At 70.2% G+C, this 23769-nt stretch carries 25 protein-coding genes and 1 pseudogene; 17 read left to right on the plus strand and 9 right to left on the minus strand.

Features of this window, described 5'->3' with window-relative positions:
* The first annotated feature begins 39 nt into the window (after positions 1-39).
* The 3 genes from IEZ00_RS04425 (at position 40) to IEZ00_RS04435 (ending at position 1803) form a co-directional block, all read left to right on the plus strand.
* Positions 40-186, plus strand: coding sequence for a hypothetical protein (locus IEZ00_RS04425; RefSeq protein ID WP_189221796.1), 147 nt, complete (start codon positions 40-42; stop codon positions 184-186).
* 280 nt (positions 187-466) lie between these two features.
* On the plus strand, positions 467-844 hold the full coding sequence (locus IEZ00_RS04430; protein WP_189221674.1) for a PIN domain-containing protein: 378 nt from the start codon (positions 467-469) through the stop codon (positions 842-844).
* A gap of 491 nt (positions 845-1335) precedes the next feature.
* Complete coding sequence (locus IEZ00_RS04435; protein ID WP_189221675.1) at positions 1336-1803, plus strand: DUF397 domain-containing protein; 468 nt, start codon at positions 1336-1338, stop codon at positions 1801-1803.
* On the opposite strand, the gene IEZ00_RS04440 is transcribed toward IEZ00_RS04435, so the two are convergent.
* Entirely contained in the window at positions 1769-2521 is a 753-nt protein-coding gene (locus IEZ00_RS04440) for an SDR family NAD(P)-dependent oxidoreductase (RefSeq protein WP_209623382.1), read from the minus strand. The genes IEZ00_RS04435 and IEZ00_RS04440 overlap by 35 nt on opposite strands.
* A 169-nt stretch (positions 2522-2690) precedes the next feature.
* Between IEZ00_RS04440 and IEZ00_RS04445 the strand changes: the two genes are divergently transcribed.
* Positions 2691-3557 carry a helix-turn-helix domain-containing protein gene (locus IEZ00_RS04445; protein WP_189221677.1) on the plus strand — a complete coding sequence of 289 codons (867 nt, stop codon included), beginning with the start codon at positions 2691-2693 and terminating at the stop codon, positions 3555-3557.
* 27 nt (positions 3558-3584) lie between these two features.
* Here IEZ00_RS04445 and IEZ00_RS04450 read toward each other — a convergent pair whose 3' ends face one another.
* Positions 3585-4157: a PIN domain-containing protein gene (locus IEZ00_RS04450; RefSeq protein WP_189221678.1), complete on the minus strand. Its 573-nt coding sequence runs from the start codon at positions 4155-4157 to the stop codon at positions 3585-3587.
* A 3-nt stretch (positions 4158-4160) separates the two neighbouring features.
* Positions 4161-4649, minus strand: a complete 489-nt coding sequence (locus IEZ00_RS04455; protein WP_189221679.1) for a helix-turn-helix domain-containing protein — start codon at positions 4647-4649, stop codon at positions 4161-4163.
* A 264-nt stretch (positions 4650-4913) separates the two neighbouring features.
* Here IEZ00_RS04455 and IEZ00_RS04460 point away from each other — a divergent pair, with 264 nt between their 5' ends.
* From IEZ00_RS04460 to IEZ00_RS04480, 5 genes are all read left to right on the plus strand, one after another.
* Entirely contained in the window at positions 4914-5264 is a 351-nt protein-coding gene (locus IEZ00_RS04460) for a hypothetical protein (RefSeq protein WP_189221680.1), read from the plus strand.
* 135 nt (positions 5265-5399) lie between these two features.
* Positions 5400-7247 carry an NHL domain-containing thioredoxin family protein gene (locus tag IEZ00_RS04465; RefSeq protein WP_229795018.1) on the plus strand — a complete coding sequence of 616 codons (1848 nt, stop codon included), beginning with the start codon at positions 5400-5402 and terminating at the stop codon, positions 7245-7247.
* Positions 7248-7283: 36 nt separating this feature from the next.
* The gene (locus IEZ00_RS04470) at positions 7284-7577 is read left to right on the plus strand and encodes a GroES family chaperonin (RefSeq protein WP_189221790.1); all 294 of its coding nucleotides are present in this window, start codon (positions 7284-7286) and stop codon (positions 7575-7577) included.
* A gap of 650 nt (positions 7578-8227) precedes the next feature.
* Positions 8228-9982 carry a VanW family protein gene (locus IEZ00_RS04475; RefSeq protein ID WP_229795069.1) on the plus strand — a complete coding sequence of 585 codons (1755 nt, stop codon included), beginning with the start codon at positions 8228-8230 and terminating at the stop codon, positions 9980-9982.
* A gap of 54 nt (positions 9983-10036) precedes the next feature.
* Positions 10037-10825 (plus strand): DUF1206 domain-containing protein, encoded by a 789-nt coding sequence (locus tag IEZ00_RS04480; RefSeq protein ID WP_229795020.1) that lies wholly within the window; start codon positions 10037-10039, stop codon positions 10823-10825.
* Positions 10826-10919: 94 nt separating this feature from the next.
* Here the strand turns inward: IEZ00_RS04480 and IEZ00_RS04485 are convergent, their stop codons facing one another.
* Entirely contained in the window at positions 10920-12758 is a 1839-nt protein-coding gene (locus IEZ00_RS04485) for an acyl-CoA dehydrogenase (RefSeq protein WP_189221793.1), read from the minus strand.
* A gap of 152 nt (positions 12759-12910) precedes the next feature.
* Complete coding sequence (locus IEZ00_RS04490; protein ID WP_229795022.1) at positions 12911-13546, minus strand: response regulator transcription factor; 636 nt, start codon at positions 13544-13546, stop codon at positions 12911-12913.
* A gap of 300 nt (positions 13547-13846) precedes the next feature.
* Here IEZ00_RS04490 and IEZ00_RS04495 point away from each other — a divergent pair, with 300 nt between their 5' ends.
* From IEZ00_RS04495 to IEZ00_RS04510, 4 genes are all read left to right on the plus strand, one after another.
* Positions 13847-15364, plus strand: coding sequence for a sodium:solute symporter family protein (locus IEZ00_RS04495; RefSeq protein ID WP_189221683.1), 1518 nt, complete (start codon positions 13847-13849; stop codon positions 15362-15364).
* 119 nt (positions 15365-15483) lie between these two features.
* Entirely contained in the window at positions 15484-15879 is a 396-nt protein-coding gene (locus IEZ00_RS04500; protein WP_189221684.1) for a hypothetical protein, read from the plus strand.
* 170 nt (positions 15880-16049) lie between these two features.
* On the plus strand, positions 16050-16751 hold the full coding sequence (locus IEZ00_RS04505) for a trimeric intracellular cation channel family protein (RefSeq protein WP_189221685.1): 702 nt from the start codon (positions 16050-16052) through the stop codon (positions 16749-16751).
* An 18-nt stretch (positions 16752-16769) separates the two neighbouring features.
* On the plus strand, positions 16770-17333 hold the full coding sequence (locus IEZ00_RS04510; protein ID WP_189221686.1) for a shikimate kinase: 564 nt from the start codon (positions 16770-16772) through the stop codon (positions 17331-17333).
* A 6-nt stretch (positions 17334-17339) separates the two neighbouring features.
* On the opposite strand, the gene IEZ00_RS04515 is transcribed toward IEZ00_RS04510, so the two are convergent.
* Complete coding sequence (locus tag IEZ00_RS04515) at positions 17340-17768, minus strand: hypothetical protein (protein ID WP_189221687.1); 429 nt, start codon at positions 17766-17768, stop codon at positions 17340-17342.
* Between the two features lie 93 nt (positions 17769-17861).
* Here IEZ00_RS04515 and IEZ00_RS04520 point away from each other — a divergent pair, with 93 nt between their 5' ends.
* From IEZ00_RS04520 to IEZ00_RS04530, 3 genes are read left to right on the plus strand one after another with little or no spacing between them, the layout of a single operon-like run.
* On the plus strand, positions 17862-18350 hold the full coding sequence (locus IEZ00_RS04520; RefSeq protein WP_189221688.1) for a hypothetical protein: 489 nt from the start codon (positions 17862-17864) through the stop codon (positions 18348-18350).
* Positions 18347-18703 carry a hypothetical protein gene (locus tag IEZ00_RS04525; protein ID WP_189221689.1) on the plus strand — a complete coding sequence of 119 codons (357 nt, stop codon included), beginning with the start codon at positions 18347-18349 and terminating at the stop codon, positions 18701-18703. The genes IEZ00_RS04520 and IEZ00_RS04525 overlap by 4 nt, the downstream gene beginning before the upstream one ends.
* 48 nt (positions 18704-18751) lie before the next feature.
* On the plus strand, positions 18752-19081 hold the full coding sequence (locus tag IEZ00_RS04530; protein ID WP_189221690.1) for a hypothetical protein: 330 nt from the start codon (positions 18752-18754) through the stop codon (positions 19079-19081).
* Between the two features lie 4 nt (positions 19082-19085).
* On the opposite strand, the gene IEZ00_RS04535 is transcribed toward IEZ00_RS04530, so the two are convergent.
* The 3 genes from IEZ00_RS04535 to IEZ00_RS04545 all read right to left on the minus strand — a co-directional run bounded on the left by IEZ00_RS04535 (position 19086) and on the right by IEZ00_RS04545 (position 20995).
* A complete protein-coding gene (locus tag IEZ00_RS04535; RefSeq protein WP_189221691.1) occupies positions 19086-19637 on the minus strand; it encodes a hypothetical protein in 552 nt (183 codons plus the stop codon).
* 136 nt (positions 19638-19773) lie between these two features.
* On the minus strand, positions 19774-20232 hold the full coding sequence (locus IEZ00_RS04540; RefSeq protein WP_189221692.1) for a helix-turn-helix domain-containing protein: 459 nt from the start codon (positions 20230-20232) through the stop codon (positions 19774-19776).
* A gap of 187 nt (positions 20233-20419) precedes the next feature.
* Complete coding sequence (locus IEZ00_RS04545; RefSeq protein ID WP_189221693.1) at positions 20420-20995, minus strand: Uma2 family endonuclease; 576 nt, start codon at positions 20993-20995, stop codon at positions 20420-20422.
* 1043 nt (positions 20996-22038) lie between these two features.
* On the opposite strand from IEZ00_RS04545, the pseudogene IEZ00_RS04550 reads away from it, so the two are divergent.
* Positions 22039-23769: pseudogene (locus IEZ00_RS04550) on the plus strand (hypothetical protein); the annotation flags it as partial.

Below are 23769 nucleotides of genomic sequence, written 5' to 3' on the forward strand. Positions count from 1 at the left end.
GAGGCACAGCACCGAGAAGACTTGAGAGGGATGAACCCCGTGAACTTCACTGCGAAGCTCCGCGCTCGTCGTGTCGAGGCTCGCAACCGCAAGGCCGTCGCTCGCGCGATCGACACGGCGCCCACCCCGGCGATGCGGCACGAGCTGATCGCCATCGCGCAGTCCCAGGTCGCCAACCTGCGCTGACCTCTCCCGCGCCGAACCCTCGCGCGAGGTGACCGCCCGATCGACACCGGGCGCGCCCCCGAGTCACCCGCGCGAACCTCCTTGGGGGAACAGCACGAGCCCCTGCCGCACCTCCCGCGCGGCAGGGGCTCGCTGCTGTCCGGAGAGTGATCTGGAGCACACCGTGTGGGTTCTGTAACAGTCCGCGGTGGTGTCTCGATGAAGCAGGTGGCCCCGTGGTGCTGTCAGCCCCCCGACCTGGCAGCACCCGGGGTTTTCCCATGTCCGGGACCATGGGGCGGTGACTTCCCCGCTCCTGGTCGTGGACGCGGCCAACGTGGTCGGCTCGGTGCCCGACGGCTGGTGGCGCGACCGCGCGGGCGCGGTCGCGCGGCTGCGCGACTCCCTGGTCCCGCTCGCCTCCGCCGGTCTGCCCCGCTTCGCCCCCGGCCCGCTGGAGGTCGTCCTCGTGGTCGAGGGCAAGGCCCGCGACGTCCCACCGGTCCCCGGCGTGCGGGTGGTCTCCGCGCCGGGGTCCGGCGACGACGCGATCGTGGAGGTCGTCCGGTCCGAAGGCGCGGGCCGAACCGTCGCGGTGGTCACCGCCGACCGCGCCCTGCGGGCCCGCGTGACCGCGCTGGGCGCGGCCACCCTGGGGCCGCGCTCCGTGCGCCGCTGAGGTCGGTCAGGGCATTCCCCGCTTAAGCGTCGCGTGGGTCAGGTTTCGCGGGTGATCGTGAAGAACGGCGAAGAAGGCATCCCGTGCAATCTGTTATCCATGAGAGCCCTTTCGGCAGCGGTCTCGCCGATGTCTGGCACGTTATCAGCGCACGTGCTTAATTAACTCGCCACGATTGGGTGATCTTATTGTGGGTCGATTGCCCAAGAGAGTGGCGGCATGGCGAACACGCAAACCCGACGCAGGCGCAAGCTGGGCATCTCGCGGCCCACCGTGAACCGGGTGGAGAGCGGCCACGCCCGTTGTCGCCGTGCGGAACTCCAGGCGATGCTCGGGTTCTACCGGGCGACCGAGCGGCAGCGCCAATGCGGTCCAACCGTGGGAGGACGCCAAGGACGACGCGGTCGGGATACGTTTCCCCGCTCGTAGTCCCAGTGCGTTCCGGAATTTCCTCCAAGCGGAATCGGAAGCGAATTCGCCGGACGCGGTACGTGACCTCCCGGCTGGAGCGGCAGCGCAGGCTGACCGGGACCGACCCGCTCCGACTCCGCGCGTTCCTCGACGAGTCCGTGATCACGCGCGAGATCGGTGGCGTGGACGTGCTGATCGGCCAGCTCGGGCACCTGCTGGAGATGGGTGACCGGGAGAACGTCACCGTCCGAATCCTGCCGTTCGGCCCTGGGGCCTACGGCACCATGTTCGGCGGTGTCACCGCGGTGGACTTCGGCGATTCGGAGGACCCGCCCGTCGTGTATTTGGAGCACACATCGGGCGCGGGGGCGAGCAACTGCGCGGAGGTGGCGCGGAGCGCGGAACAGGTCCGCTTCCGGGACAGCAAGGCACCGGGGGCGGGCCAGCTGGTGTTCGACGCGGACGGGTTCCAGCGCTTCCGCGCCGCCGTGGCCGCTCAGCTCCCGGCGGACGTCACCACGGCAGGTCCACGTCTTCCCAGCTGGTGAAGGTGCCGGACGGCCCGTCGGGGCCGAGCCGGGCGACGCGCACCACCTCGCGGGCGGCCTCCTCGACCGATTCCGTCCCCTCGAAGTTGACCAGCGCGGTGTTGGCGAACCCCGGCGAGACCAGGTTGACCTTGATGTCGGTGTCCTCCAGCTCGATCATCATCGCCAGCGTCACCGCGTTGAGCGCGGACTTCGACGCGGCGTAGACCGGCTCGAAGGACGAGTGGTAGCGGAAGTTCGGGTCGGCGGCGATCGTCAGCGAGCCGAGCGCGCTCGTGACGTTCACGACGCGCGCGTCCGGTGACCGGCGGAGCAGCGGGAGCATGGCCTGGTACACCGCCAGGACGCCGAAGACGTTCACCTCCCAGACGGCGCGCACCTCGTCGAGGGGGACGACGCTCGCCGCTGACCTGGCGCGCAGTTCGGCCATGGTGGCGCCGGTGCGGGTGGTGGCGATGGCGGCGTTGTTGACCAGGAGGTCGAGCCGACCCGCCTCGTCGCGAATCCGCTGGGCCGCCAAGGCGATCGACGTCGGGTCGGTCACGTCGAGCTGGACCGCCGTGGCCCTCTCGCCGATCATCGCGGCCGCCGCCTCGCCGCGCACGAGGTCGCGGGCGCCCACGAACACCCGCACGCCGTCAGCGGCCAGTTCCTTCGCGACTTGCTCTCCCATTCCCTGGTTGGCGCCGGTGATCAGAGCGATGCGGTTCTCGGGCACTTCGGCCACTCCTCCGATGGACGTTGCGATGCCGGACGAGCGCTCGTGCCGGGGGCAAGCCGCGCTCCCGGCAACCGTGCGCCACCCGCGGCCCACGGGAAAGGCCATCGCGACCCTAGGAACGTCAGTGCCAGTCAGCGCCACGTCGGGAGAACTACGATCGGCGGTGATGACGGCGGAGACCGGCGCGGGAAGCGCGAACCGGCTCGGCGACTACCTGCGCGCTCGGCGTGAGCTGGTGTCACCGGGAGCCGTCGGCCTGCCCGAGGACTCGCGGCGCCGGGTTCCGGGATTGCGCCGCGAAGAAGTGGCCATGCTCGCGGGCATCAGCTCGGACTACTACCACCGGCTCGAACAGGGGCGGAACCGGAACCCCTCCGCGCAGGTGCTCGAAGCCATCGCCGGGGTGCTGCGACTGGACGAGTCCTCCACCGAGCACCTGCTCGAACTGGGTGCCGCCAGGCCGCGCCCGCGTCGCACCCCACGCCGCCGGGAGACCGTCGCCCCCCGGATCGTGGAACTGGTCCACTCGCTCACCATGCCCGCGTTCGTCGGCGGGCGGTACCTGGACGTGCTCGCGAGCAATTCGCTCGCGCGCGCCCTCTCCCCGGAGTTCGAAACCGGTGAGAACCTGCTGCGCGCGGCCTTCCTCGGCACGGAGGGGCGAGTGCGCTTCGACCAGCGCGAGATGGTCGCGATGTTCCGCAAGCGCGTGGGAACCGACCTCGACGACCCGCGGGTCGTGCGGCTGGTGGGAGAGCTGTCGCTGGCCAGCGCCGCGTTCCAGCGGGCGTGGGCCCGCCACGACGTGCGGCCCGCCCGAGGCGGACCCGTTCACGTCGACCACCCCCAGGTCGGCCCGATGGAGCTGAACCTCTCCAAGCTCGTCGTCGACGACATCGGCGACCAGTGGCTGGTCGTCTACCACCCCGCCGCCGAACACCCGGAGAGCGCGGACCGGCTCGCCCTGCTCGCCTCCCTGGTCGCACGGGTTCGCCCCACGTCGAGGGAGGACGTCCCCTCGGCGCGGGAGTGAACCGCGCGGCGACTTGTGACGGGCGTGTCAGTCTCTCCAGATACCGAAGCGGTGCTCGTTGCGACAAGCTGCCGCGAACCTCGGGCACCCGTGCCCCGCGTTGCCGAGTACGTCGAGCAGGTCCTCCACTGAGCGCGGGTACTTCCGGTAGCGGGACGTCTGGCGTCGCAGAGCTGCCAGGACGGCTCCGGGTGCCAGGTCGAGTTGGTCCTGGAGGAAGTCGTCCTGGTGCATGGCGATGATGTCGTAGGGGTCGAGCGCGGCTTTGGGAAAGTCTTTCAGGTTCTCGGTGACCAGCACCTCCGCCCCGCCGCGTACCGCTGCGGCGAGAACGTGCCGGTCCTTCGGGTGGTTGCTCATCGCGTCCACCAAACCCTCGTACCCGAGGACCTCAGCATCGGGGAAGTGGTGGCTCATCCGATCGAGCCTGCGAGCGACTTGCTCCTCGGACACCCCCCGCTTCCGAAGATTGCGCTCCAGTTCGGTGAGCACGTCCCTCGACCACAGGGGGCGGTAGATGCCGCACTCCGCGATGCTCAACACCGTGTCGCACAGGTAGGGCTTGAACAGCACGCAGGCGTCAAAGAAAACGGGAAACAAGGATCACCTGTCGTCGTCCGTGGGCATCCGCTCGAACGGTTCGTCCAAGGGGATGTCGTACAGCCCGTCCTCCTCGCTGGTGCGCACCATGTCGTCCAACCCCGCCGCGCGGGACCGACGAGCGCGCTCGCGGTAGGCGAGGAGGTCCGCCAAGCGCACTCGACGGTGTCGGTTCGGCTGTTCATAAGGGATTTCACCTGCTTCGAGCAGGCGCACCAGAGTCGGTCGTGAAACACCCAAGAGGTGGGCGGCCTCGCTCGTGGTCAACACGGTGTGCTGAGGGGCGACGGTGATCGCCAGCCCTTGCGACATGGCGGCCACCACATCCCGCAGCACCTCGAACACCTCGGGAGGCAGTTCCAGCCGGGTGCCGTCGGGGGCGATGAGGCTGGCGTTTTCGTGGCCATGCCTGGCCAGCGCGGCAACCCACGGCGACAAGCTCTCCGGACTGGCCGGTGGCAATACCGTTCGTTCGCACGCTGCCGCTGTCATGGTCGCCAGTGTAGTGGAAAACGAACAAAACGAAAGCCGGGCCAGCTGGGTGGGGTCGCGAGATGCCTCCAGGCGTCGTGCTGTCCCTCATGACGACTGATCGAGGCCGTGCCCGTGTCCGTGCCCCTGAACTGGTCGGCCGAGGCCAGCTGGACACCGACGACCACCACGCGGTCCGAGCGAGCCGCCAAGTCGGCAGGCGACCGCCGGGATCGTCACCGCGTACGACAACGCCAAAGCCCGCCCGCCCCTGGGAGGACAACCGTGAAGCTCGTCGACGACGTCAGGGACGCCCTGCTCGGGCCGGCACTCGAAAGCACACGGGGGATTGCCATCACGGGCTTCGACGCCGACCACACCACCGGATCGATCCTGGGCCGCCCCCGCGTGCGGTTCACCGTCGCGGATGGCCCCAACGCGGGTTCGTACCTGGCCACTGCCGAGTCGCTGACCCCCGTTGGCCCTGATGGTGGCAACGACGCCGCGGCCTTGTCCGGGTGGTACGCGGGCCTCATCCGCACCCACGTGTGCGAACTGGCGGCCACCTCCGCCCTGCCCTCGACGCGGGGAGCGTCTGTGATCTGGGAGCCTTGGGCGATCCTGCGCGAGCACTGAAGTGCTCCGTCACGGACACGTGCCCGGTAGTAGTTACCGGCCCGTTCGGACGCGTCGGGTGGTACTTGCCGGTGTGGGGAGTCCACATGGTGGGCGGGGAAATACCGGAGCTTGGACGTCGTGTTCACTTCGGGTGTGACGACCGCCCACCGCCGCCGTGCCCGTGTCCGCGCCCCCGAACTCGTCGGTCGGGGCTGGCTGAACACCGGTGACCGGGAGGTTCGGCTCAAGGACCTGCGCGGAAAGGTCGTGCTGCTGGACTTCTGGACCTTCTGCTGCATCAACTGCCTGCACGTGCTGGACGAGCTGCGCCCGCTGGAGGCCGAGTTCGCCGACGTGCTGGTCACCATCGGCGTGCACTCGCCCAAGTTCGTCCACGAGGCCGACGCCGAAGCGCTCAAGGCCGCCGTGGAGCGCTACGAGGTGCACCACCCGGTGCTGGACGACCCCGAGTTGACCACCTGGCAGAACTACGCCGTGAAGGCGTGGCCGACGCTGGTCGTGGTCGACCCCGAGGGCTACGTCGTGCACGTCGCCGCCGGTGAGGGGCACCTGGACGCGCTGCGGCAGGTGGTCGGCGAGCTGGTCGCCGAGCACGAGGCCAAGGGCACGCTGCACCGGGGCGACGGCCCGTACGTGGCCCCGCCGCCCGCGTCCACCACGCTGCGGTTCCCGGCCAAGGCCGTGCTGACGCCGCGCGGCACGCTGCTGGTCAGCGACTCCGCCCACCACAGCCTGGTCGAGCTGGAAGCCGACGGCGAGACCGTGCTCCGGCGCATCGGCACCGGCGAGCGCGGCAGGCAGGACGGGCTCCAGCCGAGCTTCTCCGAGCCCGCCGGGATCGCGCTGCTGCCCGAGGACGTGGCCGCGCGGGTCGGCTACCACGCGGTCGTCGCCGACACGGTGAACCACCTGCTGCGCGGCCTGGACCTGGACACCGGCGAGGTCACCACGGTCGCGGGCACCGGCGAGCAGTGGCGCGACGGCGCCACCGGCGGCCCGGCCCGCGCGGTCGACCTCACCAGCCCGTGGGACGTGGCCTGGTGGGAACCGGCGGGCGGGGTGGCCGTGGCGCTGGCGGGCAACCACACGCTGGGCCTGTTCAAGCCGCTGGAGGGCACCTTCGAGCGGCTCGCGGGCACCACCGTTGAGGGGCTGAGCGACGGCCCGGCGCTGGAGGCGTTCTTCGCCCAGACCTCCGGCCTGGCGGCGGACGGCGACCGGCTGTGGCTGGTCGACTCGGAGACCTCCGCGCTGCGCTGGCTGGACGCCGACCGCACCGTGCACACCGCCATCGGCCGGGGCCTGTTCGACTTCGGCCACCGCGACGGGGCCGCCGACCAGGCGCTGCTCCAGCACCCGCTGGGGGTCACCGCGCTGCCGGACGGCTCGGTGGTCGTCGCCGACACCTACAACGGCGCGATCCGCCGCTACGACCCCGCCACGGGCGAGGTGTCGACGGTGGCCGACGACATCGCCGAGCCGTCGGACGTCGTGCTGGTGGACGGGGAGCTGGTGGTGGTCGCCTCGGCGGCGCACCGGCTGGAGCGGCCGGTGGCGCCGGGCGCGCGGCTGGTCACCGGCGACGCGCACCGGGTGCGCAGGCCGCCGACCGAGATCGCCGGGGGCGAGCTGGAGCTGGCCGTGGTGTTCACCCCGCCCGCCGGGCAGAAGCTGGACGACCGCTACGGCCCGTCCACCCGCCTGGAGATCACCAGCTCGCCGCCCGAGCTGCTGGTCGAGGGCGCGGGCGTGGGCACCGACCTGGTGCGCGTGCTGCGCGTGGCCGAGGGGATCACCGAGGGCGTGCTGCACGTCGTGGCGCAGGCCGCGAGCTGCACGGACGACCCCGCCGTGGAACACCCCGTGTGCAAGCTCACCCGTCAGGACTGGGGCGTACCCGTGCGGGTGACAGCGGCCGGTCCGCGCAGACTGCCCCTGATGATGGGCGGGCTGGACGACGGCGCTCCGGCGGGCACGTAGACTCTTCGAGTGCCCGATGTCAAGCTCGAGATCCAAATGCTCCACGACCGCGTCCTGGTGCGCATCTCGCCCGAGGACGGCGAGCGCCGCAGCAGCGGAGGCATCGTGATCCCGGCCACAGCCCAGATGGCCAGGCGACTGGCCTGGGGCGACGTGCACGGTGTCGGCACCGGCGTGCGGCACGTCAAGGTCGGCGACCGGGTGCTGTTCAACCCCGAGGACCAGCTGGAGGTCGAGGTCCAGGGCCAGACCTACCTGGTCATGCGGGAGCGGGACGTGCACGCCACCGCCACCGAGCGGACCGACCACGGGACGGGTCTTTACCTCTGAGCGGCCCCGAACGTGATCGTCACGTGACGGCGTTCGGGTATTCAGTCCCATGACCTTGCGGAGAGGCAAGAGGGGGAGCGGTGCCGGAGAAGCAGCGACCGGAGTACGACGCTGAGCGGACCACGGCCATGGAGCCGGTCCGCCCGTCGGACACCGCTTCGGAGCGCACCACGAAGATTCCCGCCTCGGCGGTCAACGAGGCCGCCTGGCCCTCCGAGGAGCCCGACGCGGAGCCGGACCAGGGGGCCGCGCCGACGGTGCGCAACGTGTCACCCCCGACCGAGGTCACCCGTTCGGGAACCGCGTCGAGTGAGGTCACGCGCGCCCTCAACCCGCCCCAGCCGGAGCAGCCGACCGCCCAGCTGCCCGCGCCCCAGCAGCAGCCTCAAGAGCAGCAATCTCAACAGCCCCAGCCCCAGCAGCAGTCGCCCTGGCAGCAGGCACCCCAGCAGCAGACGCAGCAGCAACAGCAGCCTCAGCGGCAGGCCGCGCAGGAGCAGCCCACGCAGGTGGCCCGCCCCTCCTCCGCCGAGGAGACCACGGTCTTCGCCACCCCGGTCCTGCCGCCCCAGCCGGAGCAGAACCCCGGCCAGAACTCCGGGCAGCATTCCGGGCAGCCCGACGAGCAGGCCACCGTGCTCGGCCCGGTCATGGTCGAGCAGGGCGAGGACGGCAGGCCGCTCGACGAGGCCGAGCGGGAGCGGGAGCGCCGCCGCAAGCTGCGCCGGGGCGGTCTGGTCGCCGCCGCGGTGCTGGGCGTGCTGGTCGTCCTCTACGGCCTGGACATCCTGGTCTCCAGCGGCAACGTGCCGCGCGGCGTCACCGTGGCGGGCGTGGACGTGGGCGGGATGAGCCCCGCCGAGGCCGAGGCCAAGCTGCGCGCGGAGATCGAGCCGCGGCTGTCCCGGCCGATCGCCGCCAAGGCGGGTGACGTCGAGACGCAGCTGGACCCGAAGGCCGCCGGGCTGGAGCTGGACTGGGTGGGCACGCTGGACCGCGCGGGCAGCCAGCCGCTGTCCCCGTTCACCCGCCTCACCTCGTTCTTCACCTCCCGCGAGGTCGGCTTCGCCACGCGCAGCGACGAGACCAAGCTGACCGCCGCCCTGGAGGGCCTGCGCGGCACCACCGACCACGCCCCGGCCGAGGGCACCATCCGGTTCGAGGGCGCCACGCCGGTCCCGGTCGACCCCAAGCAGGGCCAGCAGCTGGATGTGCCCGGCGCGGCCAAGAAGGTGCTGGCCGACTGGGCGGACGGCGGCGCGGTCGAGCTGCCGGTGACCACCACCCCGGTGAAGACCACCAAGGAGGGCGTGCAGAAGACCCTCGAGGAGGTCGCCAAGCCCGCCGTCGCCGCGCCCGTGGTGATCAAGGGCCAGGGCAAGGACGCGACGCTGGCGCCGGAGAACCTGGCCGCCGCGCTGGTGTTCGAGCCGGGCGAGGGCGGCGCGCTCAACGCCAAGGTCGACAACGGCAAGGTGGTCGAGGCCGCCGGGCCGCAGCTGAAGTCGACCGAGAAGGAGGGCAAGGACGCCCAGATCGTGTTCGAGAGCGGCCGTCCCGTGGTCAAGGAGTCGGTGGACGGCGTCGGCATCGACTGGGACAAGTCCCTCAACGGCTTCCTCGACGTGCTCAAGCGGGCCGACAACCGCCAGGTCAACGCGGAGTACAAGCACACGCCCGCCAAGGTGACCACCGAGCAGGCCAACAAGATGGGCATCAAGGAGATCATCGGGGAGTTCTCCACCGGTGGCTTCGCGGCCGACTCGGGCGTGAACATCCGGGTGGTGGCGGAGAAGGTCAACGGCGCGATCGTCAAGCCGGGCGAGACCTTCAGCCTCAACGGCTACACCGGTCCGCGCGGCCTCGCGCAGGGCTACGTGGAGGCGGGCATCATCGAGAACGGCGCTCCCGGCCGCGCGGTCGGCGGCGGCATCTCGCAGTTCGCCACCACGCTCTACAACGCCGCGTACAACGCGGGCATGAAGGACGCCGGGCACACCGAGCACAGCTACTGGATCTCCCGCTACCCGGCGGGCCGCGAGGCCACCGTGTTCATGGACGCGGCGGGCAACAGCATCATCGACATCAAGTTCACCAACCCCGACGACACCGGCGTGGCGATCCAGACCATCTGGACGCCCTCGTCGATCAGGATCGTGCTGTGGGGGACGAAGAACTACGACGTCACCGGCTCCACCAGCGAGCGGTCGAACTTCACCGAGCCCAGGGAGATCAAGAAGAACACCCAGCCCTGCGCGCCCAGCGCCGGGGCGCAGGGCTTCACGGTGACCGACACCCGCACCATCCGCGACCGGCGGACCGGGCAGACCAAGAGCGAGACCCGCACGGTGAAGTACGACCCTTCGCCGAAGATCGTCTGCGAGCCCCCGCCCACGGGCGGCTGATTCACGGTAGCCACGGACGGGTATCACCCGTCCGTGGCTACTACTGGCAGTGAGGTGCGGAGACACCCGGCGGTTCAACTGCTCGGCCGGGCGGGCATGGTCTGCTACGGGGTCGTCCACGTCCTGCTGGCGGTGCTGACCGCGCAGGTGGTGCTGGGCGACAGCGGCGAGCGGACCGACCAGAAGGGCGCCGTCGCGGAGATCGCGCGCACACCGCTGGGGCCGGTGCTGCTGTGGGTCCTGGCGATCGGTCTGTTCGCGTTCGCGGGCTGGCAGCTCGCGATGGCCGTCAGCGGCTACACCTGGGTCACCGAGCGGCGCAAGCGGCTCTACCGGCGGGCGGGCTCGGTGGGCCGGGCCATCACCGGTGTGGTGATCGGCATCGCCGCCCTGACCTACGCGCTGGGCAGCTCCTCCAGCGACTCGACCGCGCAGCAGCAGACGCTGACCGCGAAGGTGCTCGCCATGCCCGGCGGGCAGTTCCTGGTCGGCGTGGTCGCCGCGGGAATCATCTGGCTCGGTCTGGCGGTGGGCCGCAAGGGCGTGAAGAAGTCCTTCGAGGACGACCTGGACATGGCCGAGCTGCCCGCGGGCACGCAGCGGTGGGTGGAGCGGCTGGGCCGCGTCGGCTGGATCGGCAAGGGCCTGGCCTACGTGCTCATCGGCGTCCTGGTCGGCCTGGCCGCGATCAACGCCGACCCGCAGCAGTCCGGCGGCATGGACAAGGCGCTGCACACGCTGGCCGCGCAGCCCTACGGGGTGTTCGTGCTGGCGCTGATCGCGCTGGGCTTCCTCGGCTTCGGCGTCTACTGCTTCGCCGCCGCCAAGGCGCACAAGGGCTGACCCCCGTCCCGACTCCCGGCCCCGGACAGCGGTTCCGGACAGCAGAAGGGCGGCACCCCACGGGGTGCCGCCCTTCGCTCACCGCGGGAGCGGGTCAGAAAGCCGACTCGTCGATGTCCATCAGCGAGTTGTCGGTCGCCTCGGTCACCTTGCGGCGGGCCGACAGCTCCGGCAGGACCGTCCTGGCGAAGAACGACGCCACGGCGACCTTGCCCTCGTAGAACGCCTTGTCCTTGGCCGACGGGGAGCCGCCCAGCTTGGCCAGCGCCACCTCGGCCTGGCGCAGCAGCAGCCAGCCCACCAGCACGTCGCCCGCGGTCATCAGCAGGCGCACCGAGTTCTGGCCGACCTTGTAGAGGTTGCGCACGTCCTCCTGCGCGGAGGTCAGGAAGCCGACCATCGCGCCCAGCATGCCCTGCAGGTCCTCCAGGCCCTGCTTGAGCAGCGCCCGCTCCTCCTTCAGGCGACCGTTGCCGCCCTCGTTGTCGAGGAACTTCTGGATCTCGCCGCTGAGGAAGCCCAGCGCCTGGCCCTTGTCGCGGATGATCTTGCGGAAGAAGAAGTCCAGCGACTGGATGGCGGTGGTGCCCTCGTACAGGGAGTCGATCTTCGAGTCGCGGATGTACTGCTCGATCGGGTACTCCTGCAGGAAGCCCGAGCCGCCCAGGGTCTGCAGCGACTGCGCGAGCTGCTCGTAGGCGCGCTCGGAGCCGACGCCCTTGACGATCGGCAGCAGCAGGTCGTTGACCTTCTCCGCCAGCTCCTTGTCCGCCCCGCCCAGCGCGACGCGGTCCTGGAAGGTGGCGGTGTAGAGGTACACCGCGCGCATGCCCTCGGCGTAGGCCTTCTGCAGCATCAGGCTGCGGCGCACGTCCGGGTGGTGGGTGATGGTGACCCGCGGCGCGGTCTTGTCGGTCATCCGGGTCAGGTCGGCGCCCTGCACCCGCTCCTTGGCGTAGGCCAGGGCGTTGAGGTAGCCGGTGGACAGGGTGGCGATGGCCTTGGTGCCGACCATCATCCGGGCGTACTCGATGACCTGGAACATCTGCGCGATGCCGTCGTGCACCTCGCCCAGCAGCCAGCCCTTGGCCGGGGTGCCGTGCTGGCCGAAGGTCAGCTCGCAGGTGGTGGAGACCTTCAGGCCCATCTTGTGCTCGACGTTGGTGACGAAGGCGCCGTTGCGCTCGCCGGTCGGCTCGCCGGTCTCCGGGTCGAAGTGGAACTTCGGGACCAGGAACAGCGACAGGCCCTTGGTGCCGGGGCGGGCCTCGATGCCGGGGCCCTCGGGGCGGGCCAGCACCAGGTGCATGATGTTCTCGGTCATGTCCTGGTCGGCGGAGGTGATGAACCGCTTCACGCCGTCGATGTGCCAGGTGCCGTCCTCCTGGAGCACGGCCTTGGTGCGGCCCGCGCCCACGTCGGAACCGGCGTCGGGCTCGGTGAGCACCATGGTGGCGCCCCAGCCGCGCTCGATCATGATCTCGGCCCAGCGCTTCTGCTGCTCGGTGCCGTTGCGGTGCACGATCGAGGCGAAGCTCGGGCCCGCCAGGTACATGAACAGCGCGGGGTTGGAGCCGAGGATCAGCTCGGCGGCGGCCCACTGCACCGACGGCGGGGTGCCGTAGCCGCCCAGCTCCTCCGGCAGGAACAGGCGGTACCACTCGCCGTCCCAGACCGCCTGGTAGGACTTCTTGAACGACTCGGGCAGCGTGGCCGAGTGCGTCTTCGGGTCGAACACGGGCGGGTTGCGGTCCGCGTCGGTGAAGGACTCCGCCAGCGGGCCGACCGCCAGGTTGTTCAGCTCGGCCAGCACGCCGCGCGCGGTGTCCTCGTCGGACTGCTCGAACGGCCCCGTGCCGAGGTGGTCCTGCACGTTGAAGACCTCGAAGAGGTTGAACTCGAGGTCCCGGACGTTGCTCTTGTAGTGACCCATCTCGTCGCTCACTCCATACAAGGTCGGGGACGTCCCCTACTGACCGGTAACAACAGGGTATTACCTGTCAGTAACCTGGGCAAGGGGACGCCCCCGGTTGTGGGTGAACAGCCAGGGACGGCGGTCAGGGGCGGACGGTCAGGGGTGGACGGTCAGGGGTTGAGCCTCCCGGTGAGCAGGCCGGACTGGTAGGCCAGCGAGACGGCGTGCGTGCGGTCGCGGGCCCGCAGCTTGCGCAGGATGTTCTTCACGTGCGTGCGCACCGTCTCCACCGACACGTAGAGCTCGTCGGCCACCGCCTGGTTCTCCAGGCCCTCCGCGATCAGCCGCAGCACTTCGTACTCCCGCCGGGACAGCGCCCGGCGCGACCCCGCCTCGACGGCGGGGGTGAACCCGGCCGCCAGCGGCGCCAGCGTCGGGTCCAGGTACAACCGCTCCTGGTGGGTCCGCAGGATCGCGTGCACCACCTCCGCGGGCTCGGCCGCCCTCGGCACCAGGCCGCGCACCCCCGAGCCCAGCGCGGTGCGCACGAACTTCACCGTCCGGTGCGGCTCCCGCACCAGCGAGACGACCGCCACCCGCGGCGCGGCCGTCATCAGCTCGCTCGCCAGGCAGCCCTGCGCGTCGAGCACCGAGTCCACCAGCAGCACGTCCGGCGCGAGCTGCTCGCACAGCCGCAGCGCGTGCTCCACCCGGCCCGCCGCGCCCAGCCAGCGCACCCCCGCCGTGCGGCGGACCACCGCGCACACGCCCTCGCGGTACAGCGGAACGGGGTCGACCAGCGCCACACCCGGTTCCGCGGCAGCGCTCGCCGACGCGGACGAACCCCCGCTTACGCCGTTTGCCATGCCGGTGGGAGTGCCCGCCCCGCGCGGCATGACGCAACTTCCACCGAGAAGTTTTCGCAGGTCCCCGGTCACATACATGAACAAGAATCACGAATGTGACTCAGTTGACCGGTGTGGCCTTCCGCACACCTCCACGGCCTCGTAAGACCTAGGTCACAGACCCATGCGGAGGCGCACCGCCGCACCGCCGCCCGCCACCGGCGTGCCGCCACTCGTGGGACGAGCACCCAGGGAGGTCTCATGGGCACCCTCGACTGGATCGTCGTCGGCGGGTACTTCTTCGTGATGGTGGCGATCGGCTACTGGTCGCGCGGGCGGATCAAGAACATCGCGGACTTCTTCACCGCGGGCGGCCGGATGCCCTGGTGGCTGTCCGGCATCTCCCACCACATGTCCGGCTACAGCGCGGTCATGTTCGTCGCCTTCGCCGCCGAGGCGTACCGGCTGGGCCTGACCGTCTACGTGTGGTGGTCGCTGACGATCGGCGTCGGGGTGGGCATCGGCGCCTTCCTGTGGGCGGGCGCGTGGAACCGCCTGCGCGCCAAGCACGGCGTCAAATCGCCCCTGGAGTACCTGGCCCGCCGCTACAACGTGCCCGCCCAGCAGCTCATGGCCTGGGCGGGCGCGGCGCTCAAGGTGGTCGACATCGCCGCCAAGTGGGTCGCCGTCGCCCTGCTGCTCCAGGGCTTCGCGGGCGTCGACGTCAAGCTCGGCATCCTGCTCGTCGGCGTGGTCACCATGGTCTACTCGGTGCTCGGCGGCCTGTGGGCGGACGCGCTCACCGACTTCGGCCAGTTCATCATCCAGGGCTTGGCGGGCATCGCCATGTTCATCGCCGTCGCCGCCCACTTCGGCGGCATCGACTTCATGTGGGAGATCTGGGACCGGCTGCCCGAGTCGCACAGCGACCCGCTGTCCGGCCAGTACACGCTGATCTTCTTCATGGCGCTGTTCCTGATCAAGACCCTGGAGTACAACGGCGGCATGTGGAACCTGGCGCAGCGCTACATGGCCGCGCCCTCCGGCGCCGCCGCCAAGCGCTCCGCGCTGCTGTCCAGCGCCCTGTGGCTGATCTGGCCGCTGGTGCTGTTCTTCCCCATGTGGGCGGCCCCGCTCATCGTGCCCGGCATGGAGGCCAACGCCGAGCAGGCCTACGTGGAGATGGGCAAGGCCATGCTCCCGGCGGGCATGGTCGGCCTGGTGCTGGCCGGGTTCTTCTCGCACACCATGGCCATGGTCTCCTCCGACGCCAACGTCATCTCCGCGGTGATCACCCGCGACATGCTGCCCAGGCTGTGGAAGCGGGCGACCCGGCTCTCCGAACCCGCGCAGCTCCAACTCGCCCGCATCACCACGTTCGCGTTCATCGGGCTGAGCATGACCATCGCGCTCACCGCCGACACCAAGGGCTTCGTGCTCAAGGTGGTCATCGCCCTCGTCGCGGCCACCATGGGGCCCATCGCCATCCCGCTGATGCTGGGCCTGCTGCCCTGGTTCCGCCGGATCGGCCCCACCGCCGCCATCGCCTCCGTCATCGGCGGCCTGGCCACCTGGGCCTACCTCTACGTCGAGCAGCAGAACAAGACCGAGTGGGTCACCCAGGCGGTGATCGTCTCCGCGCCGCTGGTCGTGTCCCTGGTGCTCTACCTGGTCGTCGGCCTGCTCAAACCGGAGCCCTCCGCCGACCGCGACGCCCTGGTCGGCTCGCTCCAGCGGGACGACCCGGACGTGCCGTCAGACGCGGCGATCCGCGCCTGACGGCACGCGGGGCAGCCGCCCGACTCCCGTGCGGGCGGCTGCCCCCGTGTGATCGAGGTCCACCGTGGCGTGCGTCATCCACTGCTGCCGAACCGCGGCTTCCTCTCCACCCTGGAGCCATGACGACGTGGCAGCCGCAGGGCGAGGCCGAGTTGTCCGCCGGGTGGCGGCTCTGGCTGGAGTTGAGCACCCGGCTGTGGCCCGACGGCGACTGGGACGGCACCCCCGCCGAAGCGGTGCGCGCCCTGCGGGCGCTGTCGGCCGCCTGCGGCGAGATCCACGCCGCCTACCTGGAGTCCGGCGCACCCCGCTCGGCGCAGGTGGTGGGCCTGCTGCACTCCGTGGTGTTCGCCGCCAGCCTGCCCGTGGGCCTGTGGCAGGACGACCGCGCCCCGCTGGACGCCGACCGGGCAGCCCTGCTGCACAGCGACCTGTCCGGCTTCGTCGACCACGTCGCGGGCGTCCGCGCGGTGCTGGCGCGCGGCGGCGGGTGGGCCGAGCTGGAAAGCCGGTGACCGCCGGACCGGTCGGCGCGGGCCGGCACCTCGGAATCCTCGACGAAGGCGGTGCGTTGGGGCTCTGACCCGTTCGCGCACAGTTCTTACCCCTTCGGCACTGCAAGCCCCAGCGGCACGCGCACGCCAGTACCTTCGCCTGGTGCACTTCTCCCCGCTGAGGTTCGCTCGTGTTGCTCCTTGAGATCGTCGGGATCGTCGCGTCCGCCTTCGTAGGAGCGTCCCACGCCGTCCGAGCTCGCGCGGACCTGTTCGGAGTGGTGGTGGCGGCCATCGTCACCGCCATCGGCGGCGGCCTCCTGCGCGACGTCCTGCTCGGCATCCACCCGTCGACCGTGCTGACCACCTGGTGGTACGCCGCGGTCAGCACCGCCGTCGCGGTGCTCGTCTTCTCCCTCTACCCGAGGCTGACCGGGCTGCGCCTGTCGGTCGAGTTCGGCGACGCCCTCGGACTGGCCGCGTTCTCCCTCGCAGGCGCCGCCCGCGCCGTGGAGCACGGCCTCCCGATCCACCTCGCGGGCCTCATCGGCATGGTCAACGGCGTCGGCGGGGGGATGCTGCGGGACATGATGCTCGGGCGCGTCCCCTTCGTGCTGCGCGAGGAGATCTACGCCCTGCCCGCCATGGGCGGTTCACTGCTGTTCGCCTCCGGGATCGCCCCCGAAGCGGCCGTCGCGGGCCTCATCGTGGGCGTCCGGATGGCCGCCGTCGTGTTCAAGTGGAAGCTGCCCACCGGCCGCACCGAGCGCCGCCTGCCGGAAAGCGACCTGGAACGCACCATGCGGATCCCTCGCTACACCCCGACGCACGACCAGACAGTGGTCCTGCGCCGCGTCCCCCCACCGCACAACCCGCCCCGCCGCGTGGCCTGACCTCGCCACAATCGCTCCGTGAAGCCTTGGATGGTGCTGATCGGACCTGCGGGCGCGGGCAAGACGACCATCGGTGAAGCCGTCGCCGAGGTGACCGGGCGCCCCTTCGTGGACCTCGACGCCGTGGCCGCGCCGTACTACGCGGAAGTCGGCTGGAGCATCGAGAAGCTCGTGCGCCGGATCGAAGCGGTGGGACGGGTCGCGGCCGAACGGGAGTGGGAACCAGCGCGCGCCCACGCCGTCTCCCGCGCCGTCGCCGAACACCCCGGAGCCGTGCTCGCCCTCGGCGCCGGGCACACCAGCTACCAGGACCCCGGTTGCCGCGCCGCCGTCCGCGCCGCGCTGCGGGACTGCCCCGACGTCGTCCTCCTGCTCCCGGCGGCCGATCCCGCGCTGGCGCTGGACGTGCTGCGCGGGCGTTGCCTGGCGGGCAAGGGGAGGACGTGGATCTCCGAGGGGCACGACTTCCTCGCCGAGTGGCTCCACGACGAGGGGACGCGCGAGATGGCCACGCGGACCGCGTTCACCGAGGGGATCAGCCCCGCCGCCCTGGCGCGTGACCTGTCCCATTCCTCCGCGTGACGACCACTACGGGGTGGAGTCCGCGTTCCCCGCCCACCCGATCCACGGCTGCGGCAGGTTCGCAGGGTGGGTGCGGGTCAGCTCCGCCGCCAGGAACGCCTGCCGCTGCTCGGCGGCCTCGGCGTCGGGTAACCCGAGCACGTCGGCGATGCGCTGCCACGTCCACCCTTGCCGCCGAGCCTGGTCGATGAAAGCGGGCTCGGACTGGTCGGCCAACCGCCGGTGCGACGCGATCAGGCGATGCCAGCGCGCCATGACCAGGTCGGAGACCTCCTCGGGCTGGTAGCGCTCGACGGCGAGCATCAGGCCGCTCAGCTGCTCGGCCTCGAGCAGCACCTCGCCTGCGGGCAGATCCCTGAACCAGTCGTCGACGACGGGATCACGTGGCGTGGGACGACCTTTACGGGTAGTAGCCATGCCCCATAGTGGCGTCATGGTCAACCGCCGATCGAGCTCAGCGGTGCGCATGTAACCCCTGTTGGGAAGCACGACATCGCGCCGCAGGGAGTTTTAAAGTACCTTGCAACTATGTCCATCGCTGCCTCCGAGATCAACTTCAGCGATCTGTCCAACAAGCCGGCCGACTCCGTCCGCAAGCTCCAGGAGTCACCGAGCCGGACGCTGCTCGTGCACCGCCGTGGTGATGAGGAAGACCTGGTGCTCACCACGGTCAGCAGAGCGCAGGAGGTGTGTGAGGTCGTCTCCACCACGACGGCCCTCTTCGTGGCGTTGATGCAGCACAGCGAGAGCGTCCGGGATCTGGTGACCGACGTGATGCCCACGGCGCTGCCTTGGGTGCGGTTCCTGCCACGGGAGGACATGCAGGCGTTCGTCGTCGAACTCGTCCGGACTCTGGAAGCAGCCGACTCGCTGGGCACTCCGGCTCCGGTCGCGCAGCTCATCAGCGAGTGGCAGCACACGGCCGAGGTCCACGCCGACCCGCGACTCCTCGCAACGCTTCGGCAGGACGGCGAGGACCTCGGTGAGGTTCCCGCACCAGGAGCCACCACCGCGTGAGCCCGAAGAAAGGCGACTCGGTCGCTCCGCCCGCCATCGGCTCGGAGTGGCGCGTTCGTTACTGCACCAACCAGGCCATCAAGGGGTGGCACGATCTCGAGACCAGGGCGGCGGGGAACCTGCGCCAAGCCTGGGAGGTCATGCGGAACGATCCAGGACCAGGACCGGGCAAGCCCACCAACCGCCATCACCAGCTCAAGGGGAGCCTGGCGTACGGAACGCACAACGGGCAGGTCCTGCCCTGCTGGCAGATCGAGGTCACGGGCGGCGACCGCATCTGGTACTTGCTGGACGCCGACAGGCGCACCGTGTGGGTGCAGTACGCCGGGCCTCATCCCAAGGCGACCGAGTGAACATCAGGAATGCCCCACATCCGATGAACCTCGGAGGAGGTTGAAGCGATGGCAACTCGGTACTGGGTCGAAGTCGGCTGCGAGGTCCGTCCGCAGACCAGTGAACTGGAGGAGCACGTCCTCGCTGTGATGGACGCACTTCTCGACGATCCGGGCGCGATCGACCCGGACGTCACAGCGGAGCTGAGCACGAACACCGTCCGCATCGCCCTGGCCGTGGACGCGCGGACCGATCGCGACGCCCTCGACCGCGCCCTCGTGATCACCCGTTCGGCACTCCGCAAGCCCTCCGATCAGGAGGCGTCAAACGGCGGGCTCGTCGTCCTCGACGGCTTCGACGCGCGCGTTCGACCTGCGGAAGCCCTCGGCTCCCGCTGATCGGTCAGCCCGCCTGCACGGGCCAGAGCACGGCGATCAACCCCGGCACCGCGGCGTACACCGGGGCGGCCGCGACGGCGATGACCACCGCCAGCGGAGCCGAGACCAGCAGGTGGGAGATCCGGCGGGTGAGCGCGGCGAGTGCCACGAGGGTGAGCACCAGCCCGATCACGAGCACCCCGTGGCTGGTCGAGCCGGACCCCCACAGCAGCGCCGTGATCCCACCGAGCAGGCCGGCCGCGAGCCCCGTCCACACGCCCGCCCAGCGGTGGTGCTGCCCGGCCATGCCCGTCGCGAAGGCCCCGGCCACGCCGACCGCGCCGTGCGCGACGGCCACGAGCCCGACCTGCGGGAGATAGAGGAGGTTGCTGCGACCCAGCGCGAGCAGCACCGCGAAGAACGTGCCGCCAACCCCAGTGGCCACCCCGCAGACGATTGCCACGGCGACGCGCGGCGACCGGCTGAACCGCCCGATGAGCAGAGCGGCGAACACCGTCCACAACCCGCTCACCGCGGCGAGCACCGCGACGTGCTCGAAGATCAGCGCCAACGGCACCTGCCCGAGCGCAAGCCCCACCCCACCGAGCAGCCCACCGCTGAAGTCCCCCCACCGCTTCACAACCACCCCCGGTTTGCTTGAAACGGAGACGTGCGGGTTCCCGTCGACCTCGCGGTTGCCCCAGGCGGAAGGCTTAGCGGATCCGGGGAAAGTGGTCCACGGCGTCGTACGAGCCGTCTTCGATGGCTTCACGCGCCAACTCGTCCAGTTCAGTGCGACGGCGGACGCGAGCGCGTTCCTGGTAGTCCAGTAGATCGGTCAAGCGGACTCGTCGGTGACGCCCGCGCATCTCGAACGGGATCTCGCCTTCTTCCAGGAGGCGCACCAGGGTGGGGCGTGAGATGTTGAGCATGTCCGCGCCCTGCTGCGTGGTCAGTTGGGCGGTGTGGGGTGCGATCGTGATCGCAAGCCCATTCGACAGGGCCTCGACCACTTCGCGCAGTGCGGCGAACACCTCTTCGGGGAGCTTGATCTCCGTGCCGTCCGGGCCGACGAGCCTGGTGCGGCTGTGCAAGGCCTCAGCCGCGCTCGCCAAGTCCCTCTGGCCGTCGCTTGGAGGAAACAGGGTGTGTTGCCGGAGCACTGTCGCCATCGTCGTTCCTCCCGGCTCTTCGACCACCTCAGGCTATCCGAAAAAAACGAAAGCGCCTTGTCACCTAGAGGCGTTGCTCTGGGGTGATGTGGGTGCTGAAGTCGCCTGACGGCCGCGCTACGAGAGCCGCCGAGCTGGCCCGCCCCTTGTGGAGCAGGTGATGACTACAGCTCGGAAGCTCGACTCGTCAGTGCCTTGGGCGGCGCGAGCCGATGAGGTCGGCGGGGTCGAACGTGACGGTCCCACCACCGGGGACGTCGACGGTGCCAGGGGCACCGGCTTGGAGCGTCACGACCTCCACGTACACGCCCTGGTCCAACCGGTAGCAGTAGATGACCGGCCCGCCTTCGCGGCCAACCTCCACTCGCCAGAAGGCAGGCACCCCGGCCGCGGCGAAAGCGGCGGGCTTCTCCAACCGATCGCGTCGAGCCGTGGACGGACTGACCACCTCGACCGCCAAAGCGACCAGCTCGACCTCGACGGTGGTGGTCTCCACCAACTCCGTGCACACCACCACATCGGGGATGTAGCCCAGCCCAGGTGCGACACGCACGCCGACCGCCGTCACGGCTTCCATGCCGCCGTCGGCGACCGCGTCATCGAGCAATCGGCACAAGCGGTCCGCGACGCGCTGGTGCGCGACAGCAGGGGCAGCGCTCACCACGAACCGCCCGTCGACCAGTTCGACGCGGTGGCCTTCGGCAGGCTCAAGGCGCTCCCAATCCTCCAACGTGTAGCCGTCCAAGCGGCGTGCACTGGTCATGGCGTGCCTCCGAGGCGCTGCTGTGGCGAGCACACCCTCAGGCGCGCGAGGAAGATCCGTTGACCTGTGTCCAGGGAGCGTACCGAGCAGGCCCCCGCTCGCGCGGGGAGGGCGCGTCCCGGTCGTGCCGGACATCAGGAGCGGATCACCCCCGCTCGCGCGGGGAGTGCACGGACAACCATATGACAGGTAGCGGGCGTGAGTCGCCCCGTACACGTGGGACCGGTGCGTCACCGGGGCGGTTCGGGCTCGAACACGACGAAGGCCCTGGTCGGTGCGACCAGGGCCTTCGCGCTACGAGCGGGTGACGGGAATCGAACCCGCCTCTACAGCTCGGGAACCCGTTCGACCTGTGTTAGTAAGTGCCCTGGCCAGCGTCGGGAAACCGTCGCGGGTAGCCACTGCTGACCGGTGTTGACCTGGGCTTATCGCATGTGTGTTGCACACCCGGTCGTTTGGTGAAGATCCTTGCGCAGGATCGCCGAAGTGGAATGACGCATGGCCAGTGAGCTGCTAGTTCGTCCACTACTCAGTCCCGAATCCGCGTTCTGCTCCGTGCATGTTCTGCGATCAGGCCTCGCTCGTGACTCCTCGTCCCGAACTGCCGGTGACAAGGTCAACATGGGTCTTCGCCGAGGTGGGGCGGCCAGGGGCGGTCGTGTACGACTGGTCCATGTTGCGGCGGTTGCTGTACTTCGCTGCTGTGCAGCAGCTAGCGAGGTGAGCTGTGGCTACGGCCCGTTGGCTCCTGCTGCTTGGCGTCCTGTCCACTCGTCGGGCCTTCGCCCGTAATTGATCCGTAATCGTGGGCAAGCCTGTGGCCGCTCGATGCCGTCAAGGCGTTGAGCTGTCCACGGGTGCGGCAGCCGAGCGCCGTGACCAGCTTCACCAAGCCGACCACTCGGCGCTCGTTCCCAAGCTCCTCTGACCTCGGCACCTGACGTCATCGCATTCTGCCCTTTCAGAAGTCCGCAGGATTGCGCATTGGCGCTGGTTCATCCGGGTTAGAAGGGGGCCCAGCCTGAGGTGTCGGCAGGTCGTCGGTGCACGATTTCGAGATGCGCGGGTGGATGGTGGCGGTCGCAGCCGGTGTGGTGGTGCTGGCGATCGGCGTCCTGATGCTGGTGGTGGGTTTGGAAACCGCAGACCAGATCGGCAGCGTCGTGGGTGCTTTGGGCGGGCTGGCTGGTCTGGGGCTGTCGGTGTACGGAGTAGTGGGGGCGCGTTCCGGGCATCGGGAGGAGACGCCGCCGGATGAGCGTCCCTTGGTGGCCAATTCGGTGGCTGGCTCGACGGTCACGGGGACGATCGTGCAGGCGAGGTCGGTCAGCGGGAGCGTGATGACGCCCGGCTCCGGCGGTGTGGCCATCGGCTCGGTTGGGTCACTGGTACTGCCTGCGGGTGAGGTGTCGGCGGAGCCGTTGCCGCCGCCGCGGGTGGAGCTGTGCCTGGGCCGTGACGAGCAGGTGGCGACCGTGGCGGCGGGGTGGTCGTCGGGTCGGTGGGTCGTGGTGACGGGTGGGCCGGGTATCGGGAAATCCACGCTGCTGGGTCGGGCGATCGACACCGATGGCGTGGTCGGAGCCTTCGGGGCCAGGCGGTTTGTGGTGTCGTGCGAGGGCGCGGAGACCGCTGGTGCGGTGATCGACAAGGCCGCTGCCGTACTGGGCGTGCCGCTGGGTGAGCACCTGCGCAACCGGGTGATGGCGTTCCTGGGGGCTGCGCCGTGCGTGTTGGTGTTGGACAACTTCGAGACCGTGGCCGACGCCGATCCGGGTGGGGCGGCGGAGTTGCTGGCTGCGTTGCGGGCGGTATCCGGTGTGGTGATGGGGGTTGGGTCACGCGGTTCGGGTGTGCCGGTGGGTGGGTTCGGAGCGGTGGAGGTCCGGTTGGGGCCGTTGCCGCACGCAGTGGCGGTGGAGGTATTCGTGGCGGTCGCCGGTGGGCGTCACCGCGACGATCCGGAGTTGGACGCGTTGGTGAGGCAGTTGGATGGGGTGCCGTTGGCGATCGTGCTGATGGCGAGGCTGGCCGTGGGGTCACGGCTGGACGGGTTGGCGGCGGCGTGGCGGGCCAAGCGCACCGACCTGCTCCAGCACGGAGCGCAGCCGGACCGGACTTCCAGCCTGCCGGTGTCAATCGACCTGTCCTGGGACAGGTTGAGCCCGGACGGGCGAGTGGCGTTGTCGCTGGCCGCGCTGCTGCCCGATGGCTGGCCCCATGGCCGGGCCGGGATGTACCTGCCCGATGAACTGGCGGCCGGGGTGCTGGAGTTGGAGCGCCTGGCGTTGGTGCACGACGACGAACACCGTCAGCGTTGCCTGTCCCCGCTGCGCCAGCACGTGCTTACCCACCACGCTCCGGATTCCGCACGGATGGCCTTGGTGGCAGGTCCTGTGCGCACTCTGGCCGCGCGAGGCGCGCAAGTTGGCAGCGTCGATGGCGCACAAGCCGTCGCGGACACCGTTCCGGAGTTCATCAACCTGGTCGAGGTTATCCGCATCGCGCTGCCCCACGTTCCCGCCATTACAGAAGCGGTGGCAGAACTACTGGAGTTCCAGCGGTTCACCGGCCTGGGAGACGACCAGATCGGCCAGGACGCACTGACCCACACCACCACACCGACCACTCTCGCGGCCATCACATCCGCCCTCGCCCAACTCCAGTTCGCCCGCGGCGGCAACGATCGGGCTCGGAAGCTGTTCGACCAGGCCTTGCTTCTGTACAAGCAAGTCGGGGATGTATTGGGGCAGGCCAACTGCCTGCGCAACCTC

Origin of the sequence: Saccharothrix coeruleofusca (genome assembly GCF_014648515.1) — a bacterium.
In the GTDB taxonomy this organism is placed as follows: domain Bacteria; phylum Actinomycetota; class Actinomycetes; order Mycobacteriales; family Pseudonocardiaceae; genus Actinosynnema; species Actinosynnema coeruleofuscum.

Bases quoted from the DNA above. Each gene is read 5' to 3' on its own strand.
- IEZ00_RS04530 (WP_189221690.1), top strand. From the start codon at position 18,752: ATGGCAACTCGGTACTGGGTCGAAGTCGGCTGCGAGGTCCGTCCGCAG.
- IEZ00_RS04470 (WP_189221790.1), top strand. From the start codon at position 7,284: ATGCTCCACGACCGCGTCCTGGTGCGCATCTCGCCCGAGGACGGCGAG.
- IEZ00_RS04545 (WP_189221693.1), bottom strand. From the start codon at position 20,995: ATGACCAGTGCACGCCGCTTGGACGGCTACACGTTGGAGGATTGGGAG.
- IEZ00_RS04475 (WP_229795069.1), top strand. From the start codon at position 8,228: ATGGTCGAGCAGGGCGAGGACGGCAGGCCGCTCGACGAGGCCGAGCGG.
- IEZ00_RS04500 (WP_189221684.1), top strand. From the start codon at position 15,484: ATGACGACGTGGCAGCCGCAGGGCGAGGCCGAGTTGTCCGCCGGGTGG.
- IEZ00_RS04540 (WP_189221692.1), bottom strand. From the start codon at position 20,232: ATGGCGACAGTGCTCCGGCAACACACCCTGTTTCCTCCAAGCGACGGC.
- IEZ00_RS04520 (WP_189221688.1), top strand. From the start codon at position 17,862: ATGTCCATCGCTGCCTCCGAGATCAACTTCAGCGATCTGTCCAACAAG.
- IEZ00_RS04455 (WP_189221679.1), bottom strand. From the start codon at position 4,649: ATGACAGCGGCAGCGTGCGAACGAACGGTATTGCCACCGGCCAGTCCG.
- IEZ00_RS04485 (WP_189221793.1), bottom strand. From the start codon at position 12,758: ATGGGTCACTACAAGAGCAACGTCCGGGACCTCGAGTTCAACCTCTTC.
- IEZ00_RS04515 (WP_189221687.1), bottom strand. From the start codon at position 17,768: ATGACGCCACTATGGGGCATGGCTACTACCCGTAAAGGTCGTCCCACG.
- IEZ00_RS04495 (WP_189221683.1), top strand. From the start codon at position 13,847: ATGGGCACCCTCGACTGGATCGTCGTCGGCGGGTACTTCTTCGTGATG.
- IEZ00_RS04445 (WP_189221677.1), top strand. From the start codon at position 2,691: ATGACGGCGGAGACCGGCGCGGGAAGCGCGAACCGGCTCGGCGACTAC.